This window comes from Lentzea sp. NPDC020367 (assembly GCF_044387305.1).
Lineage (GTDB): Bacteria > Actinomycetota > Actinomycetes > Mycobacteriales > Pseudonocardiaceae > Lentzea.
In genome coordinates, this window is the sequence record NZ_JBIRVV010000005.1 from 432344 (window position 1) to 451049 (window position 18706).

17 protein-coding genes and 1 pseudogene are annotated in these 18706 nt (G+C 63.5%); 10 read left to right on the forward strand and 8 right to left on the reverse strand.

The genetic code is table 11. The annotated features are described in order from the left end of the window. Window positions 1–102: 102 nt before the first annotated feature. From ACH413_RS23845 to ACH413_RS23860, 4 genes and pseudogenes are all read right to left on the reverse strand, one after another. Window positions 103–453: pseudogene (locus tag ACH413_RS23845) on the reverse strand (transglycosylase SLT domain-containing protein); the annotation flags it as partial. Window positions 454–1384: 931 nt separating this feature from the next. Continuing rightward, window positions 1385–2221: an HNH endonuclease gene (locus ACH413_RS23850; protein WP_360047049.1), complete on the reverse strand. Its 837-nt coding sequence runs from the start codon at window positions 2219–2221 to the stop codon at window positions 1385–1387. 236 nt (window positions 2222–2457) lie between these two features. Beyond that, window positions 2458–2835, reverse strand: coding sequence for a hypothetical protein (locus tag ACH413_RS23855; RefSeq protein WP_360047048.1), 378 nt, complete (start codon window positions 2833–2835; stop codon window positions 2458–2460). Window positions 2836–2845: 10 nt separating this feature from the next. Continuing rightward, the gene (locus ACH413_RS23860) at window positions 2846–3676 is read right to left on the reverse strand and encodes a phosphotransferase (protein ID WP_360047047.1); all 831 of its coding nucleotides are present in this window, start codon (window positions 3674–3676) and stop codon (window positions 2846–2848) included. Between the two features lie 68 nt (window positions 3677–3744). Here ACH413_RS23860 and ACH413_RS23865 point away from each other — a divergent pair, with 68 nt between their 5' ends. Beyond that, a complete protein-coding gene (locus ACH413_RS23865; protein ID WP_360047046.1) occupies window positions 3745–4695 on the forward strand; it encodes a GNAT family N-acetyltransferase in 951 nt (316 codons plus the stop codon). Between the two features lie 22 nt (window positions 4696–4717). Here ACH413_RS23865 and ACH413_RS23870 read toward each other — a convergent pair whose 3' ends face one another. After that, window positions 4718–5107 (reverse strand): hypothetical protein, encoded by a 390-nt coding sequence (locus ACH413_RS23870; RefSeq protein ID WP_360047045.1) that lies wholly within the window; start codon window positions 5105–5107, stop codon window positions 4718–4720. Between the two features lie 723 nt (window positions 5108–5830). On the opposite strand from ACH413_RS23870, the gene ACH413_RS23875 reads away from it, so the two are divergent. Beyond that, entirely contained in the window at window positions 5831–6208 is a 378-nt protein-coding gene (locus ACH413_RS23875; RefSeq protein WP_360047044.1) for a MerR family transcriptional regulator, read from the forward strand. Between the two features lie 350 nt (window positions 6209–6558). On the opposite strand, the gene ACH413_RS23880 is transcribed toward ACH413_RS23875, so the two are convergent. Next, window positions 6559–8190, reverse strand: a complete 1632-nt coding sequence (locus tag ACH413_RS23880; protein ID WP_360047043.1) for an integrase — start codon at window positions 8188–8190, stop codon at window positions 6559–6561. 461 nt (window positions 8191–8651) lie between these two features. Here ACH413_RS23880 and ACH413_RS23885 point away from each other — a divergent pair, with 461 nt between their 5' ends. The 3 genes from ACH413_RS23885 (at window position 8652) to ACH413_RS23895 (ending at window position 11599) form a co-directional block, all read left to right on the forward strand. Further along, window positions 8652–9581, forward strand: a complete 930-nt coding sequence (locus ACH413_RS23885) for a hypothetical protein (protein ID WP_360047042.1) — start codon at window positions 8652–8654, stop codon at window positions 9579–9581. A gap of 203 nt (window positions 9582–9784) precedes the next feature. Further along, window positions 9785–10453, forward strand: a complete 669-nt coding sequence (locus ACH413_RS23890; RefSeq protein WP_360047041.1) for a hypothetical protein — start codon at window positions 9785–9787, stop codon at window positions 10451–10453. Between the two features lie 21 nt (window positions 10454–10474). Beyond that, on the forward strand, window positions 10475–11599 hold the full coding sequence (locus tag ACH413_RS23895) for an ImmA/IrrE family metallo-endopeptidase (protein ID WP_360047040.1): 1125 nt from the start codon (window positions 10475–10477) through the stop codon (window positions 11597–11599). Window positions 11600–12059: 460 nt separating this feature from the next. Here the strand turns inward: ACH413_RS23895 and ACH413_RS23900 are convergent, their stop codons facing one another. Continuing rightward, the gene (locus ACH413_RS23900; RefSeq protein ID WP_360047039.1) at window positions 12060–12767 is read right to left on the reverse strand and encodes a haloacid dehalogenase-like hydrolase; all 708 of its coding nucleotides are present in this window, start codon (window positions 12765–12767) and stop codon (window positions 12060–12062) included. Window positions 12768–12845: 78 nt separating this feature from the next. Here ACH413_RS23900 and ACH413_RS23905 point away from each other — a divergent pair, with 78 nt between their 5' ends. From ACH413_RS23905 to ACH413_RS23925, 5 genes are all read left to right on the forward strand, one after another. Next, window positions 12846–14051 (forward strand): helix-turn-helix transcriptional regulator, encoded by a 1206-nt coding sequence (locus ACH413_RS23905; protein ID WP_360047038.1) that lies wholly within the window; start codon window positions 12846–12848, stop codon window positions 14049–14051. Window positions 14052–14140: 89 nt separating this feature from the next. Then, window positions 14141–14512, forward strand: coding sequence for a hypothetical protein (locus tag ACH413_RS23910; RefSeq protein ID WP_360047037.1), 372 nt, complete (start codon window positions 14141–14143; stop codon window positions 14510–14512). Beyond that, the gene (locus ACH413_RS23915; RefSeq protein WP_360047036.1) at window positions 14509–15429 is read left to right on the forward strand and encodes a Scr1 family TA system antitoxin-like transcriptional regulator; all 921 of its coding nucleotides are present in this window, start codon (window positions 14509–14511) and stop codon (window positions 15427–15429) included. Before ACH413_RS23910 ends, ACH413_RS23915 begins: the two co-directional genes overlap by 4 nt. 5 nt (window positions 15430–15434) lie before the next feature. Then, window positions 15435–16286, forward strand: a complete 852-nt coding sequence (locus ACH413_RS23920; RefSeq protein WP_360047035.1) for a Scr1 family TA system antitoxin-like transcriptional regulator — start codon at window positions 15435–15437, stop codon at window positions 16284–16286. 64 nt (window positions 16287–16350) lie between these two features. Then, window positions 16351–17268 carry an aminoglycoside phosphotransferase family protein gene (locus tag ACH413_RS23925; RefSeq protein WP_360047034.1) on the forward strand — a complete coding sequence of 306 codons (918 nt, stop codon included), beginning with the start codon at window positions 16351–16353 and terminating at the stop codon, window positions 17266–17268. On the opposite strand, the gene ACH413_RS23930 is transcribed toward ACH413_RS23925, so the two are convergent. Continuing rightward, window positions 17265–18548, reverse strand: coding sequence for a hypothetical protein (locus ACH413_RS23930; protein WP_360047033.1), 1284 nt, complete (start codon window positions 18546–18548; stop codon window positions 17265–17267). The genes ACH413_RS23925 and ACH413_RS23930 overlap by 4 nt on opposite strands. Window positions 18549–18706: the final 158 nt, after the last annotated feature.

Sequence of the window (18706 nt, forward strand, 5' to 3'; positions counted from 1 at the left end):
GGGCGTGTGCCCGCTAGGGCCGCCATGCTTGTGGGTGAACCTGATTGACAGCATCGTCCGCCGATAGGTTTTACGCACCCCGACACGGCGTGTTTGGCTTCTTTAGTACCCCCGGTACCCGCCACCGAGGCCCATGCTGACCAGACCCGGGTGGTTGTGGAAGCCGCCGTAGCGCGCGTAGGTGTAGCGAACGCCCGCGATGATGTTGTCGACCGGCGCGAGGATGTTGTCGTAGCCGGCCAGCTTGTAGGCGTTGAACGTCGGGTCGATGCACTGCATCAGACCCTTGGACGGCGTGCCCCTCATCGCGTTGGAGTCCCAGTTGTTGACGGCGTTGGGGTTGCCGTTCGACTCCTTCATGATGATCGTGTAGATCTCGTCGACGCTGTTGTTGTCGATGTTGGTGCCGTTGGCCTGCAGGACCTTGATGGCGTCCTTGATCCAGCCCTCGACCTCGCGCTGCTTGGCGGGCTTGCGCATCTCGATCTGGCGCTCGGCCTCGGCCTTGGCGGCGGCCTCACGCTGGGCGTGCGCGTCCGCGGCGGCCTTGGTGGCCTGCTCGAAGGTCTGCTGCGCGTACATCTGCTGGAACTGCAGAAGGCGGCCGACCTGGTTGCCCGGGTTGACGTCGTGCACCGTCTGGATCGTCTTGGCCTGCTGGTCGGGGAGAGCACCCAGCTCGGCAGCGCCCGCGGCGAGTTCCGTCGAGGAACCGCTGGTGGCGGCGTTGGCGATGGCTGCGGTGCCGGCGGCGACACCAGCGGCGACGAGGATCGCGCTCACCCGGTGAGCGAGCGGGACCTTGTCGTCCTCGACGCGGTGAGCGCCGGGCTTGACTTCTTGCATGGGCACGACCGTGTACACGGTTCGGCCATCGGCTTTGCTGTGCCGGGCCAAGGGGGAGCCTCCTGCGTCGGGGAGCTTGGTCTCCGGCAAACCCGGGCGGGGGTTTCCGGGGGACTTTGGACCCTTGGTGCTGTGGTTCCTGTGTCCTGCCGGTGACCAAACCGTTATCGGCGGGCGAGAACGTAACCTCGCGTCACGAGCGCAGGCAAGCTTGAGCGCCCGATGGGTGACTCTCGTCACGTTTCCGATTGGGTTGGGCTATCCGTTGCTGACAGACAGTCAACGAGCCTTGTGAGTCCTGCGTAAGTTCATCGTTGCCTCCTGACGAACTGGCGGAGCTGTCTGTTAGTTCGCTGCTAGCCCGGCTCTCGTTATGGGTTACGTCCACGACCACGCGATCGAGTGATGCGGTCACGCTTCGTGGTTTTTTCGGGGTGCGGGGTGCTGACCTGCGTGGACTTGATCGCTGGACAGCGTTTTTCTGGCTCTGGAGAGGGGTACGGAGGGGCGGCGTTTTCGGTTCACCCGATGTTGTGGGTTAACTGAAAAGTCCGCTGACGTCGATCGACTGCGAGGGCGGCCGCCAGAACACGTCGACCTCGAGCCAGTGCGCGGTGGCCTCTGCGAAGTGATCTCGGAGCGCCTCGAAACACGGGCTCGCACCCCTGGGCAGCTGCAACGACTTGCCCGAGAGGTCGGCGTAAACGTCGTACGTCCGCAGTCGCGGATCGACGACAACCGTCCGGCTCGTCGGATCGACCGCGATCATGCCCTTGTCGAACAGCTTGTGGATGTCGGCGCGAAGCATCGCGCCTTCCTCGGGGTCGTGGCGTTGATGCGTGGCGAACGCCCTCAGGTGAGCAGCCTCGAGCGCCGATTCTGGGGCTGGTCCCGTGACCAGACATACCGGGCCGTACCGCTCCAGCAGGGCTTTCCTGAACCCAGGTTGACCAATTCGCACGAGCCCAGATCGCCTGGTCACTCCACCTGTGATGGGCCTCGACGAGGGTGCTCCCGCGACTGGGTCAGGAGGTAGGGGCATGCCCACGCTGGAGAGAAACGCCTCAACGCCGGCCAGATCGAGCTTTCTGATCGCGTTCTGCTTGGACTTCGTCAAGGCGAGGTCTTCGAGCTGGCCGGCGTTCAGCGCGTTGGTGAGCGGTTGCCAGGTGCCTTGGTAGATCGCGCTGAACCTCGTTACGCGCTCCATGCTGACGTGGGCCTCTTCGAACGACCGGAGGCAGCCTTCGCGCCGACACATGTACCTCGGCGTGACGTTCTTTCGCTCGTTGAAGCGCGTCTTCAGGCAGTAGGGGCACCGCAACCGCTTCTTGTCGACGTTCTCCTCGACGTCGATCCGCTCGATCTTGGCCACCCCGCGCGAACCCTCGTTGGTGCGGAGCACCACCAGGTCGCCCTCGCGCACGTTCAGGTGGTTCGGCACTCCTGAGTCGTACCGGTAACACGAGTCGATGACGTCGTCATAGCCCTCATTACCAGCGAACCTGCGCTCGCCTTCCGCAACGAGAAAGGACCATGCCTGCATTCGCCACCACCTCCAGTTCGTTTGGGTGTCAGCGTCGTTCACCATCGCGGTGCGGTGCCACCGAGTTACTGCTGACGCCGCTGCTCCAGCGCCTTGAGGACCCAGTCCGGGCTGTCGCCGGGACTGTCGTTGAACGCGATCGCGGCCTCCGGTTGGTGCCAGTGCACGAGGTTGACCACGACCTGGAAGAGCTCCAGCAGACCCGGTCCCTTGCGGATGCCGCCACCGACCAGGACGCAGTCGTACTTCCTGGTCTGGAGCCTCTCGACGAGCTTGGCCTGGGCGCGGCCGTCCAGTTCCTCGAAGTCGATGAGGAAGAGGTCCTCGGTGAGGCCGAGTTCGGCGAACGCCCTGCTGCCCTGCTCGATGCCGGCGGCGACGGGCGCGGGGTCGAAGCCGGGGATGGTGTGGGGATCGAAGCCGATCACGAGGATGTTGGGCACGCGTCCGAAGTTACTGCGGCCACCAGATGCCGGCCACGAGCTGTTCCAGGAGCTCCAAGACGTTCGCCCGGTCGAAGGGCAGGTCGGCGATCAGGTGCGACGCCTCCCGCACCTCGCACTCCGTTTGGAGGACGTCCAAAGGGATCCCGGTCTCCTGGGCGATGAGGCCGAGCACCGCGTGCAGGTGCGGGCCGCTGAACCTGGCCAGGAAGAACCAGTCGTCGAGCGGGTCGCCGAAGCGGGCCCACTCGAAGTCCAGCAGCGCGGTCAGCTCGGTGCCGTTCGCGAGCCAGTTGCCCCAGTGGCAGTCCGCGTGGACCGGGACGGTGTTCCGCACCTGCTCTGGCGCGCGTGCCGCGATCGCTTTCAAGCCGTCTCGCACGTTCGGCGGGATTTCGAGTTTCTCGGTCTGGGCGACGAGCGCGTCCCTGCCGGCGAAGCCGCCGTGGTCCAGGACCTCGGCCAGGATCCGCCCAGCCGGTTCCGGAGGCGTCCAGGCGTGCAGGGCGTTGAGTCGTTCGATTGCCTGCCGGGCCAGATCGAGCGCGGCCCGTTCGCTGGTGTTGGGGAGGTCCATGCCTGGCGCGGCGCCGGGGACGCGGGTGTAGCAGGCGTAGCGGACGTCGTGCCGCTGCCCGCTCGCCAGCAGCGGAGCCGTCAGCCCCGGCGGCAGGTGCGGCGCGAGTGCGATCTCCCGTTCCAGCCGTGAGTGGTCGTCTGCGGCGATGAGCTTCACCACGACGTCGGCACCCACGTACACATGGTGCGAACGGCTGCTCACCGGCGTGAACGGACCGGGATCACGGCCGAGGGCCGACGTGGCGATGGCGCGAGCGTCCATGCGGCCAAGGCTTTCATCCGGCGCGAAATCGGTGCGACAGCCCGCACAGGCCTGTTTACGGTCGTCGCATGCGCGAAGGCCTCACGTGGCGATCTCTCACCCGCTCCGACGCACAAACGTCGGCCGACCTCCTCAACGCCATGGAGACCGCCGACAGGATCGGCGAGAACTACACGGCGGAGGACACCCTCACCGAGCTGGTCGACCCGTACGCGGACCTGGAACGCGCGAGCCTCGCGGCCTTCGACGGCGACCTCATGGTCGGCTACATGAAGATCCAGTACCGGGCCGCACCCGAGGAGGTGCACCGCGTCTCCCTCGACGGCGGCGTACACCCCCGCTATCGCCGTCAGGGCGTCGGCACGCGGCTCGTGCGGGCTGGAATTGAGGCAGCGCACGTCCTGCACGCGCTGCATCACCCGACGCTGAAGCTCGCGATCAACGTCCACAAGGCCGAGCACATCGCGGGCCTGCCCGAACTCCTGCGCTCCCACGGCTTCACCCCGGTCCGCTACTACCAGCGCATGGAGCACTTGCTCCACGACGTGGGCACGCCTGACGGGTTGCGGATCGAGCCGTGGTCGGAGGCGACCGACGAGGAGTTCCGGCTCGTGCGGAACGAGGCGTACCGCGATAACTGGGGCTCCGTGCCGATGCCCGTGGAGCTATGGAAGAACAAGGTCACCAATCAGACGTTCCGGCCCTCGGTCAGCTTTCTGCGGCGCGATGCCGGCGGGGCCGCGGCCGGCGTGCTGGTGACGATGAACTGGGAGGCCGACACGGAGGCCACCGGTGTCCGCGACGCGCACTTCATGGTGATCGGGACGCTGCCGGAGCACCGGAAGCAGGGGGTCGCGAGTGCGTCGGTCGGGCACGCGCTGCGGGCCGCCGTCGACCAGGGGTACGACCGGGCGATGCTTAGCGTGGACTCGGCGAACTCTTCTGGGGCGTTCGGGATCTTCGAGAAGGCCGGATTCGCGGCGACGATGCGGTACGTGCGGTGGGCGTTGGAGGCCTGAGGGCGAGATCCGGCGTTGCCGCTCATTTCGGGTCGTCGGAGTGCCACGGGTAGACGAAGAGTTCCGGGCGCAGGCCCCACTCTCCCAGAGCCGTGGTCAGTTCCAGCTCGCCGACGACGGTCGCGGCTTTGATCAGGACTGCCCCGATGTCGTAGTCGTAGCCGTCGAGGCGCTCGGCCTCGTAGTCCCAGTGCTGCAGTGTGAAAGTGCGGGCTTGGTCGGCTCGTTTCCATCCTTGGCTGGCGGCCGCGGTGTCTGCCGGAGTGCGGTGAGGCCTGATGTCGACGAATGCGCGACGGCCTGACCGGGAAGCCGGCACCTCGGTGACCAGTCGCTGCCCGAGCCGCAACGCGGTCAACCTGTCGGTGGGCCACTCCCACCTGCCGCTGGTTGCAGGAGATTCCGCGCTCACGAGGTGAGCACAGCACGTGACATCGCAGCTCACAACGTCGTTTCGAGGCCAGGTGAGCGCAGCTACGTCACCCGAAAGAGGAAATCTATGCTCGCGGAGGTAGACATCCTCTTCCAGGCGTGTGTAGTGTTCTCCTCGTTGGACGAGAGATAACATTGCACGGGAGATGACGAACTACCCGTGAGATGTGCGCAAGACGGTCAGATGTGCCGGAGTCGCAGGTGTAGGGCTCCAGGCAGGTGACCAAGGGCGGTCGGTCAGCAGTGCGCAAGACCGGACCGACGGCCGCGTGATCAGCAAGTGCAGTGCGCAGTTGAAGTACGAGTTGCAGGTGCAGGACGGTCAGATGTGCCGGAGCCGATCAGTGGAAGGGGTTCTGGCAGGTGACCAAGGGTTGTCGGTGAGGTGAGTCCGGCATGTGCATGAGGTCCGGTGCCGACAGCCACGTGAGAAGAGAAAAGTCAGTAATCAGAGGAGAAGGGAAGGGTTGCACACCATCGGATCGCCCGCCTTCGGCTGAACTCGGCCGGACGGGTACCGCGGTTCCATCAGATTGGAAGGTGGTCTTCGGTTACGCACACGCGATCCCCGCAGCGCCCGCTTCGAGTACTGGGCATGCGGACAGAGGATGCCGATCTCACGGTCGGCTAGGTGGAAGTGAAACCCAACAACCCTGGGGCCCCGGTGCTACGGCATCGGGGCCCCTCGTGATGCGGAGGCGCGATGACCCCAGGCACCAACGAATCTGCGAACAACGAACCGCAGACCACAGCCGAGAAGTTCGACGACGAGCACTACCCCGCCTACTCGATGGGCCGGGCCGCGGAACTGCTCGGCACGTCGGCGAACTTCCTGCGCAGCTTGGACGAGGCGAAGCTCATCGAGCCGCAGCGCTCGGCCGGCGGCCACCGGCGGTACAGCCGTTACCAGCTGCGTCTGGCCGCCCGTGTGCGTGCGATGGTCGACCAGGGCACGGGATTGGATGCGGCGTGCCGCATCGTCACCCTGGAAGACCAGCTTCAGGAAGCTCAGGCGCTCAACGCCAAGCTCACTCCCCCGCCACCGCCCGACGAGCCGTACCCGCCGCTGCAAAGCGTGTGACTCGGCCGAGAATCGGGACGTTGACGCGAGAGTTCAGCGGAACGCTCCCACGCGACTGATCTGCGCTGACGAAAGCCGAGTGCTTTCACCGAGCGCAGATCCAGCCCGCGAACCTGTCAGCCCCGGAGTTCCATCGTGCGGAGCTTCAGCCTGTTAAGGGACACGCTCCTGAACTGCAGTGGGAGCTTCTGCCGATCATGATCGGCAGAAGCCGTTCCACACATGTTCCATAGTTCGCGCCTCGACTCGCAGATAGATACTTCGGGCCCTCTAGGACGTTCGCAGGCGTAACGAGATCCTCAGCCAGCCTTCTTCCGGTCGCCGTACACCCTGCAGCGCTGGCGCTCGCGTCACCTTGTGCCGGCTCGCTCCAGCAGGTCCACCAGAGACAAAGTGGTATCACCGCCAACAAGATCGATAGCAAGCTCCGCTCGCGCCGCCAGGTCTAAGGGATTCGTACTCGATTCGAAGAAGTGATGGGCGATCCGATCGAGCCCGGCCCCTACCAATGGTGCGGCTGTTCTGAGCGCGGCCTCCAGAACAACACTCGATGTGGAACCACCATGCAACACCATGTTGCGCGCCCGGTAGAGGCGACGCAGAGCAATGGTTACGGCTTCGGAGATCTCGTTCAGGATGCGTTTAGGGTCGTTCGTGCACTCCAGCACACGTTCTGCAGCAGCAAGATCGTTGTACCGCGTGAGGCCAGCGAAGTTGAGGTTTCCCAACTTGTTGGCCTCGATCTCAGCCAGCATCACCTGGGCACGTTCCCGGTTCGTGTCACAACTCGTCGCGCGACGCACTAGGTCATCACCTGGACCAGTCGCCTTGTGTCGATACACCAACGTCGTCAACTCCGCGCGCGGCCAAGAACAGGCGATGATCTTCGCGAGCCGATCGGCTGCGATTGCCTTGCCGCTGCGTTCCTCTTCGGAGGGATCGCCTGGGTGCGCCAGTAGTGACTCCACCGCAGCCCATGCGCCCGCGACGGCTGGCCCTGGAGCACCGGATTGGTTGATCGGCGCAGCAAGTTCGAGCGCGTCATCTATAGGACTGCGCTGACCGTTGGCGTCGTAGAGGTGGTTCATGTGCACTAGCGCAAGGACGTCCGCACTGCGGGCTCTCCCTGCAAGAGCCAACGGCTCAGAGTGGCCAGCTACCCAAAGCTGAGGCAGTGCAGTTAGACCACCTCGGTTTTTACGAATGAACTGCGAACGGGCCAGGAGTCGCTCGTACACCTGCCGCGCCTTCTCTGCCGCAGCGTAGGAGTCACGCGCGCTAATCTTGTACTCAAACCCACCACCAGAACGCACTCCGCTTGAGTCATGGCCATGCGTTTTAAGCCAGTCGACTACTGCTCCTCTATGGAGCCACCCTGAGGTCTGCTCCGCAACGGCGCGATTGGGGATCGTGTCCAACGCGAGCAGCACAGTAAACTCTCGCGTCGGCTGACGGGCCAGGTCAGAGGCTGCGACGATGATGTCGTTGATGGTTGCGTGGCTTCTGCTGAAGCCGGCAATCCAGCTGGTCAGAAACTCTGCGGTGTACCCCAGGTCAAGCAGGTGGGACGCCATCGTGCGGGCGAGCCGTTCAGGCTTGCACTCCTTGCCAGCTTGCAGTGCTGCGGACCACCGGTCGAGATAGTCGACGCGGGCGTGGTCGATCAACTGCCGCAGACGTCTGTGCCCTGGGCTGGGATCAGCAAGTTGGCTGGACTCAAGCAACGCCACCAACTCACGTCGTAGGTTCTTGTCTCCCATGCCGTGATCTGGACCGACCAGTCGTTTGAGCTGGCGACGATGCCAGTCCATTGCACTGGGAGCGATGACCTTGCGTGGTTGCCAGATCCCGACCTCGTAGAGCTCCTCAAGTGCGAGGATCGAGCCGACATCCCATAGCCGCCTGGTCCAGAGGATGCCCTCAGCCCTGAAGTAGTCGTTGAGACGAGCGATGACGTGCTGACGGTAAGCGGCAGCGTCCACTGTTTGCACCGAGTCACTCCAGGGGGCTATCCTGGCTACAGGCTTGAGGGAGGTACCCGCCGGAGACGGCTCCTACCTCCCTTTTTTCTTGTCCAGACTCGGTCACCCTACGCGCAAGCAGCTCTTGCCATGCCGCAACGGCCGAAGGTCTGAGCGAGGCTCGCTGCCATAGTCGCGTGCGAGCCCCGCCGTAGAGCAGGTCCCATGCCAGCGAGGAGTGCACCTCGACGTGGCTTTGGAGGGCTAGCTACTCAAAGAGCACCGTAGACCTGCAGCTCATAGACACACAAACCGCAAATCCGCGCCTGGCGAGTCGCGACCACGGCAGTCACAGTGACCCTTACGTTTGCGCATCGAGCGCTACCCTTGCGAAGCTAGACAGAGACCTACGCTTGCGCATCGCCTACCAGGGCGTTTGCGGTAGGAACTATGAAGGACTCATAGTGCATAGGATGACGGGTATGGCGGGCAAGGATGCGAGCGAGGCGCAAGCGACGCCAGTTGCTGCCGAGGCAAAGCTGGGCGGCAGCGCAGAGGGTGCTGCGAGGGAGTTCGCAGCCAAGCTGGGGGCCAAGCGCCGAGGAGCCGGGGCCCCGGTGCGGAACTACTTCACCGCCGACGACCGTGAAGGCGTTAAGCCTCCGATGGCGCAGTTGCTCAGCAGTGCGAGCAGCGGAGGCGGCGGCCGAGGTGGCCAGTTGCGCCTCAAGCTGTACCTGTCACTGCTGTGGGTATGCGCCGCTGCTCCATACGAGGCCGTTCGCCCAGCTCGCGCGTGGGCAGCACTGCTAGGACTCGACGACCCCGGCGGTCGAGGCACTCGCCGAGTGCAGGAGACGATGCGCGAGCTACAAGAGCGCAACCTCGTGCGGCTGCGCGACCGCGGCGGGCTACCCAGCGGCATAACAGTGCTCAGCGACTTCGGCACCGGAGCCGACTACGAACCGCCTTCGGAGACCTACAACCGCCTCAAACTCAGAGGTGCCGCTGACGAACTGCTTGGGGTTCACCGCTACTTCCGTGTGCCCTCAAGCCTGTGGACAAGCGGACTGATCACGCGACTGAGCGGACCGGGTCTAGCGATGCTGCTTGTCCTGCGGTGCGAGCAGCAGAGCAAGGACGCTGTTCCGGTCTGGTTCTCGCCGGCCCGCGCAGCCAACCGCTTTGGCCTAGCAGAGAGCACTCGCCGGCTTGGCCTTGAGCAACTGCGCAACGAGGGCTTGGTCGTCACGAGCGTTCACCGTCTCAGCGAGACCGGCGACTTCATCGACGTCTACAGACAGCGGAAGGTTCACGCCCTGGACCTCAGCAGACTCGCTCCTTCCGGGGAGCCGCGGTCTGAAGCACTAAGCAGCATGCTTCTGCCTGCACCTGCAGCAACGCCCAGATGACCGCGAACTCGGCACATGCAATGCCTAGGTAACCCGGCCAAGGCCCAGAGACGGGCCGCGGTCGCGCCACCAAGCAGTTCCACACTGGCCACGGCATCGACACGCCCACCAACCAAGGCGAGCAGGGCGATCACTGGTGTACAGTCCGCTTCTAGATTCGCGCCCTCCAATGAGGCGCAGGATCTATAACCGCAGGAGGCGTGATGACTACCAACTCGTCTGGATCGTCCGACTACCGCGGCCGCCTGCGGCAGCTGGGCATGGATGCCGACCAATTGAAAGAGGCCCTAGGAGCCAGCAACCAGGAACGCGGACGCTGCGACCTTGACCACTGCTCCAAGAGCGCCCCCGGCTACTACGCATACAACGGCATGCTGTCAAGCATGAGCCGCCAGATGTCTGCGGACGGCTGGGAACGACACGACCCCATGAGCATGCCGTTGATGATCAACCACGACACTCGCACGGTCGCCGGTGTCACGAGTGGCGATCAATACACCGGCTTGATCATCCCCGGAGAGCGCCCAACCACGCGCAACCCAAAGGGTGAACTAACTCGCGCATTGATCAAGCGTAATCGTGATCGCAACGAGACCGCACTGATCGAGATCTCCGAATTCTCGCCAACAAAAGAACTTCTCGACAGAATCTCTGAGTACAATTTCTGGCTCGTCCTAGTCTACTTCGACAAGGACTCAAGCCTAATTCGCTGCGAAGTCTCGAAGCCAATAACGGCGAACTCCAAGGGGCATCCACAAAGCTGGGAGCAGCGAATCATTCTTCCGCCCTACGACATCGGCCCCATCGACTTGGGCGACGACGACCCCAATGATGGATTTGACCCAATCGACATCCCCCTTACTCGACGCTAGAACACGAAATGGTGAGTCCAATTGTTTACCCCATCAAGGCTTGCGCTGGCGCGTAAAAGACGGGGACTCACTCTCGTAGACCTGGCGCGTCAAGTCGACTTGACAGCTCAAAGCTTGTCCAACATGGAATGCGGCAGACAGGAACCATCTGCCGCGAACCTACGCCGCCTTACAACCGTGCTCGGCTTTCCAATCTCGTTTTTTGGCGAGCCAGATATAGACGAGCTAACAGCGGTTCAGGTGAGTTTCCGCGCGCGAACCAAGATGCCGGCGCGGGCACGAGAGGCCGTACTTAGCGCTGCACGGCTCGTCGTCGAAGTGCACAGCTGGATTGACTCCCAGTTCAAGCTTCCCGACGTCGACATACCTACGCTCGATCGAACAATGGCACCAGAGGTTGCAGCCGAGCATGTTCGCGCACGGTGGAACCTTGGAAACCTCTCACCCATCGCGAACATGGTGCACCTTCTTGAATCACGAGGAGTCACCGTCTATTCAATCCCACCAGAGTACGCAGATATTGACGCCTTTTCCTTCTGGTGGCGCGGCAGGCCTTTTGTCATTCTCAACACAATGAAGAGCGCCGAGCGAGGACGGTTCGATGCAGCCCACGAACTCGCGCACCTCGTCCTACATAAAGACAACGTTGGCACTGAGGACGTTAGAGCAATGGAGAAGGAAGCGAACATGTTCGCCGCTACCCTCTTGATGCCGACAGCCAGCATTAATCGACACTGCCCAAAGAACCCTACAACCGATCAAATTATTCGACTTAAGCACCAATGGAAAGTCGCCGCACTGGCCCTTACCTATCGCCTACACGAGGTTGGCCAGCTCACCGACTGGAACTACAGAAGAAGCGTCATCGAACTCGGGCGCATGGGATACAAGACAGCCGAGCCGGGCGGCGCGAGCCGCGAAACTTCTCAACTTCTGCAGAAGGTATTGAATTCGCTACGCGGATCTCGCGTTTCGTTCTCAGATCTAAGCCGGAAACTTCATCTAACAACAGATGAACTTAATGGCTACCTCTTCCGACTCGCACTAACGCCCGTGACCGGTTCGGGGTCGAGCGCAAGCAAACGAACCCAATCAACAGGGCTCCGACTCGTGTCAAATGACGAGAAAACTGCGATATCGAAATAGCATCACCAGGTTGACCCTTCCTTGGTCAGACCGCAGCAAAGCACTGGAGCGGCCAGTCTGCCCGATCCAGTGTCCCGGCCGCAGTTAGCACCAGGGCTGGGGTGTCAAGAGTGGCCACAGGCCATCGCGCAGCGACGCGAAGCGCTCTTGATGCCGCTGACCTGGTGTTAAACGATCAGGGGACAAGTGGGCCGGGAAACCAAAGTGGACAGCTATCCCCGGAAGACACCACTCCTGCGGCATCTGTGGGGCCGGTCGGTCGCTGTCCCATCCGGTCGGGGTAGGCCCTGCCTTAGGTCGCCGGGCGCGGGTGGGTGGCCGAAGGCCGGGCCCCGCCCGCTTGCCCGAGCGACAAAGAGATGGGGCCGTGAAGCCCCTGCCGGATGGGATCGGTCAGCGCGACCGAGCGGCCCCGCAGGGGCCGCCTTGATGAAGAAAAGAAACTCTGAACGCCGCTGCTCTAAGCGTTGATCAACCGCACCAGATGCGCCGTATCCGTCAGGTCGGCAAGGACGTTGACAGCTCCGGCGACCTGTAGGTCTTCGACGTTACTTCGTCCCGTCGCTACAGCGATGACCCGAACGCCTGAGGTCGAGGCTGCGGCCACGTCCTGCGGAGTGTCACCGATGAGGAACGTGTCGTCTGGGCTGAACTGGATGTCGAGCTGTTGGGCCGCACGCTCCCTGGCGATTGACACGAGCTCCGCCCGATCGGCGTGGTCGTCACCGTACGAACTCGTCTCCAGATCGAGGAACTGTTCCAGCCCGAGCGCGACCAGCTTGGTACGCGCAACGGCCCGGAGGTTCCCGGTCAGCACACCCTGGTGGACGGTCGGCTCACTCTCCAGTGCAGCCAGGGCCTCCCGTGCACCCGGAAGCACTCGGGCTCGCGCCGCAAACTCATCTCGGCCCGCCTCGTAGCTGTCGATGAGCGCGTTCACGAGCTTTCCGATCGCTGTATCGGTCGGCTCGACCCCGTGCAGCTTCAAGGTCTCGGCGATGATGTCCAGCTCGGTCCTGCCGCTCACGTCGGCAAGCTGTTGGAAAGGCCGGCCGATCGCCACCGGAACCGCTCGCTCGTACATCTCCCGCCCCATGCCGCGGGACTGAAGCAACGTGTGGTCGATGTCCCAGAGCACGAGCCGCCGCGGCTCGTTCGGCGCGATCATGCTTCGAGTCTGTCACTCGGTTGGGGTCTCGCGCTGGGGCGTAGCATCAGTGCAGGTCAACGCTTCGCAGGGGTGGGGATGGACGAACAGCTCGCAGCCACGATCGGCGAACGGGTGCGTCTGCGCTGCCTGGCGTCGCGCTTGCCCAAGACCGTGATTGCTGGGCTGGCGGGCATCACGCCGGACTACCTCTATCAGATCGAACGCGGGCTCAAGCTCCCCACGGTCACCGTGCTGAAGCAGCTCGCCGAAGTGCTGAACGTGTCGGCGGACGAGTTGTTGAGCTCCTCCCCGAAGCGCGGGGCGTCAACTCGGCCTGGAGCAGCTGGCGACGCGTTGTATCGGGCATTTACCAGGCCGCTTCCGCCGGACGCTGTGGCTTTCGATGTGAAAGCGTTGCAGCGCAACATCTTTGGTGCGTGGCAGACCTGGCAGACGTCGGCCACCCGATACAGCGAACTCACCCCGGACCTCCCCGCACTCGTGGTCGAGACCGAGCAGGCCTTGCGCAACACCGCGAACAGCTCCGCGGCTGATCGGCGCGAAGTTCAGTTCTGCGCTGCTGACCTTTACGCCTTGCTGCGCAGCGTCGCCAAAAGGCTTGGCCGGGTGGATGTTTCGCTGCTTGCGGCGGACCGCGCCATTCGTGCTGGCGAGAACGCGGACGATCCGCTGCGGCTCGCGATGGCCCAGTGGAACCTTGCACAGGTTCTCCTTGCCGACGGTGAAGCTGAAGGCGCTGAAGACGTCGCGATGCAGGCGGCAGAAGCCCTGTCACCGCAGGCCTCCGAAGACCTGGACGCCGTCGCGCTCCGCGGTGCGCTCCTGCTCGTCGGCTCTATCGCTGCTGCGCGTCAAGGCAATGTCTGGCAGGCACGGGAGCGTGTCCAGGTCGTTGAGCCGTTGGCAAAGCTGACGGGCGAACGGAACACGATGTGGACGGTGTTCGGTCCGACCAACGTCGCCATGCACGCGGTAAGCGTTGAGGTCGAGGCCGGCGCAGCTGCGGACGGGCTGCGCCTTGCGGAGCGGATCGACCACGACCGGTCCCCCTCGATCGAGCGACGCGTGGCGTTCCTCCTCGACCAGGCCAAGGGCCAGGTGCAGCGTCGTGACTTCGGAAGTGCGCTGGTCATGCTCTCCGCTACCGAGCGCGAAGCTCCCGAGGACTTGAAGCATCGGCCGGCCGCGCACAAGTTGTTGGAGACCCTTGTCCAGCGGGCTCGGCGATCGGTTGCGACGGAAGCCGCGCGGCTGGCAACTCGGGTCGGCGCACCTCTCTGAGCAGCAGCGCTGCCGGTCGGGCCTAGCTGACAGCTCGGGTTGCCGACCTGTTCTCGATCTAGCGTCGCGGCTGGCGCCTGAGAACCGACTTGCTCGGTTGGCTGGTTGAAACGGATCAGCTCCCCCGATCTCAGGCGCCTCCCACAGCTTCCCGCGGCGAGGAGTGCGCACCGATGTTGTCGCCCGAGGACGTCGACCTGGTCGCGACCTTCCGGAAGATCACCGGCCTGATGCCGGGCGTCTCCTTCGACATCCTCATGGGGACTCTGACGCCAGAGCGCGAAAAGGAGTTCGGTGAGATCCTCATCGAACTCGGAGAATCGCTCCGCCGCCGCGCAGAACGTCGCGGTCTTTCCGCCGACTCGATGCCGCAGGACGAGACCAAGATCCTGTCCAAGCGGATGGAACGCGTCATCGACGCGTCCGCCGTGACCATCGTTGATGCATCGAGGAAACCGTGACGGTCTACATCCGCCCGTCGATGGCTGAACGTTCGATTGGCCGTAACCTCTGGAAGTGGCGCGACGAAACCGGCATGAGCCTTGCTGAAGCTTGCGCGGGAGCCGGATTCTCTACGGCCAATCTCAGCATGATGGAGAACGCACTAAGGCCCTTCGATCCACTGAACATCATGATCCTGGGTCGCGTTTACAACATCCCGAACGAAGTCTGGAAACGGCAAGTTCGACGCGCCGAAGCCGCCGCGAGGGAACGCAGGCAGGCCAGAACCAGGCAGTCTGCTTACGACCTGGACGCCACTGAGGACCTGATCGAGTCACATCTCGATGCAACCTCGATCTGCGCGTATGGCGCTGACGCTATCCCGCATCTTCTTCAAACCAGCAAGTACAGCGCAGCTCTTTCGCAGCCAGAAGTTCGGTCGCGTACGAATTTAGGCGCAAGCCTGATTAAGGCCCTTGCCACCGATGGGTCTTCGAACCCAACGGTGGACGTAGTCGTCACCATGCAGGCGATTCGCCGGATGGTCGGAAGTGTCGAAATCACGAACGCAGCACTAGCCCAACTGGTATCCCTGTCAGAACTTGATTACTTCACGATTCAGCTCCTGAGCGACGATGAGCACTCGGAAATACTGCCTCAAAGCTCCTACTGCCACCTCGAATTTCCCCACGATCAACACGACGATGTCGTTTATCTAGAGGAGGCCGGACGCGGTCGATACATCGAGGACTCGACCGCCTGCCAGCTGATCCAAAGCGGATTCAAGGCACTGCAACTCCGCGCCCTCTCCCCTGCCGACTCGGTTGAAGCAATCGCCGAGGCAGCAAGCACCCTACGGACGCGCCCGTCTCGCAAGACCTCGACCAGGACGACGCGAGCGAGGAAACCCAGCACCGCCGCACCAAAAGGAAGCTAGCCACGATGGAACAGACTCCAATCACGCCTCGGAGCTGCGAACTCGGTGACGAATTGCGAACCCTCCGCGCCAAGTTCTCAAATGGTCATGAGTTCGCCTCGCTGCTTGACTGGGACCCGAGCAAGGTGTCCAACATCGAACGCGGGAAAGTGCGTCCCACTGATCTTGACCTAGCTCAATACTTGACGGCATGTGGCAAGGGCCGCGGCCGGGTGGCCGAGTTCAGCGACTTCTACCGAACCGCGTTCGACCTCTACTTTGCTCAAGCAGCGAGCAACTTCAAGACGATCTGCTTTGCTGAGGCGTCTGCATCTACGATCACCGGCTTCGGCAACGCGACTCTCCCTGTTCTCCTACGCACCACCGAGTACACGGAGAAGCTACTGATCCAACGTGGCGCAACTCCGGAGCAAATCAAGGACGCTGTCAGGTCGCAGCAAGAGCGTCAACGCGTCCTCGGCTCGGCTTACCAACCAGAAGTACTGTTCTACGTAACCGAAAGATCGTTGGTCGCCCCACTCGACGAAGCGCGAGGCCGGATGGATCAGCTCGAACTGCTCAAGAGGAATTCGCGGTTCGTTCGAGTCATCCCTGACGGCGAGAGAACCCCGTTCTCAACCGAGTTCACCGTCTACGAACACAAGAAGGTTCCTGCAACGGCGTTCGTTGACTGTGAGTTCGCCAAAGTCTTCGTGCAGGATGCGACAGCAGTTGCCCAATGCCGCGCGTTCTTGGCCGCCCTGGACACAATTTCGCTGAGCCAGGCCGATTCAAAGGAACTTCTCAGTCGGCTGCTCACCGAAGACTACGTTGCGGTCATCAAGACAGCGACGGAAGAGCGGCCGAGCACTGATTGAGTCCGGTCCTGGGCGGGAACCTCGAACCTGGCGGCCCAATTACCGAACCTCTAGCGTGAGCACGGTGCACAACGTGGTTGAAGCGGACATCCCGGACGGGCCTTTCAGCTCGCGCCTTGCTTCAGCGGTCCTCAGGGAGGCGTCCGCCCACATCGGAATCGACTCGACCGACGCACGCTTGATGCGCCTGGGCGAGAACGCCCTGTTCCACCTCGCGCGTTCAGGGGTCGTCGTTCGCATCGCGCGGAGTGCCGACCGCTGGGACGACGCGGTCAAGGAAGTGGCGGTTTCGACCTGGCTGGAGGAGAGCGGCGTACCTGCCGTCCGGCTGCACGCGGTCAACCAGCCAATCTTGATTTCGGGCTACCCGGTGACGTTCTGGCGCTACATCGACGGACGCAACGGCAACCGCGGGGACGTCGGCGACCTGGGCCGATTGCTGCTGAGGCTGCACCAGACGTCGCCCCCGACGACGTTCGAGCTGCCCGCGCAAGACATCTTCGTGCACGTCGAGTCGCGCATCGAGTCTTCTGACGTGCCGGACGCTGACAAGCGCTTCCTGTTGGACAGGGTCACGGAGCTTCGAGACGAGATCAGCGGTCTCAAGTTCCAGCTGGAACCCACGTCGACGCACGGGGACGCACACGTCCAGAACCTGATGGTCAGCGACGGCGCCGCGCTGCTCATCGACTTCGAGCGCTTCTCCAAGGGTCAACCCGAGTGGGACTTGGCCATGACGGCGACCGAGTGCCTGTCGGCTGGCTGGTGGACCGCGGACGAGTACCGCGAGTTCTGCGAGGCCTACGGGCACGACGTCACCAGCTGGGAGGGATTCCGCGTCTTGCAGTCCACGCACGAGATCAAGATGACCACGTGGATCATGCAGAACGTTGACGAGTCAGCAGAGATCGCCGCTGAGTACGCCACGCGGATCGAAACGATGCGGTCCGGCCGCGCAACGACTCCGTGGCGGCCCTTCTAAGCCACCCTGGTCAGCAGGACTGCGGTTCCGAGATCAATCTCCGGGTAGTGCCGCATCACGCGCTCCACGAACAGCCGCGTGCGGGGGTCCTTCGCATGCAGCGTCGCGAGCTGCGCGTGGAAGTCGGTGAGATAGCGGACGTACCTGCTGGATTGCAGCGGGCCGGCCAGGTCCACCGCGTCGACCGCCAGGTCCACGGCTTCCTCAAGGTCGCCGTTCGTGAGCGCACCCGCGGCCGAGACCATGCCGATGAACGCGCGGGTCCGCGGCGGGGTGTCGTGCGGTGCGATGGCTCGGGCCGCGTACAGGCGGGCCTTCTCCGGCTGGATGAGGTCGCGGAATCCGTGGGCGGCTTCGCCCGCCAACTCCTCCGCGTTGAAGTAGCTGATCCACGGTGGTTCGTCGTCCGGGACGTGCTGGCTGAAAAACCGCTCCGCCTCGTGCATCACTCGGGCGAACTCACGCGCCTGGCCGCTGCTCGCCAACGCCCTTGCCTCCATCGCGAGGAACATCGAGGTAACCGCCGGAGTTGCCTTCGCGATGGTCGAGCCCTGCGCCGCACGCGCGAACTGGACGGCGTCGTTGAAGCGGCCGAGGTAGTTCGCCTGGTGGCTGAGGTTCGCCAACAACCGTCCACCTAGGACGTGGTCCTGCGCTTCGCGAGCAAGCCGTAGTCCCTGGACGAAGTACCGCTGTGCCGCACCGTGGCGGCCGGCGTCGTACGCGCTCCACCCGAGCAGTTGCGCGACTTCCGCGGCTGCGCTGAACAGGTCGCGCCGTTCCGGCCCGTTGTGGGCGCCCTGCAGAAGGGGCGTGATCTCGGTCTTGAAGTAGAAGAGCAGCATCTTCCGGACGTGTCCGCCGCCGTACTTGAAGTCGAGATCCATCAGGTTGGCGGCCGTCGCGCGGATCGCCGATGCTGCCGCTCCCCCTCCTCGGCGGAGCTCGTCCGCGTCCGCCACGTGCAGGGAGTCGCCGAACATGTAGCCCGTGATGATGCCGGGCGTGGCCTCGTGCGCCCACTGAGAACGCACCAACGCTGGCTGGTCTTCGAGATCAGCCGCGGTGAGCTGGCTCATCAGGTCAACAGCAGCGTCCGCGCTCGGCGGGTACTCGGCGCCGTGCCCTGTCGCGTCTGGACCGACGGCCTGAATTCCGCCGTTGAAGCCGATCTCCGCGAGGTCGACGCGCCGGCCGAGCTTGGCGCCGAGAGCAAGCGCGATGTAGTTCTGAGTTGCCGCTTTCGGCCGCGTTCCGTCGAGCCAACGACGCACAGACACGTGGTCGGCTGCAACGGTTTGACCGTCGCGATTGGCGAGTTCTCGTACTCGTGCGGCAAGCCCCTTGTTGCTCATGTCGGCTTCCGGCATCACCGCAGCTAGGAGCTTGTTCGGTTCGCTGTTTCCGGTCAAATGATCACCGTGTCTGCACGCCGTGC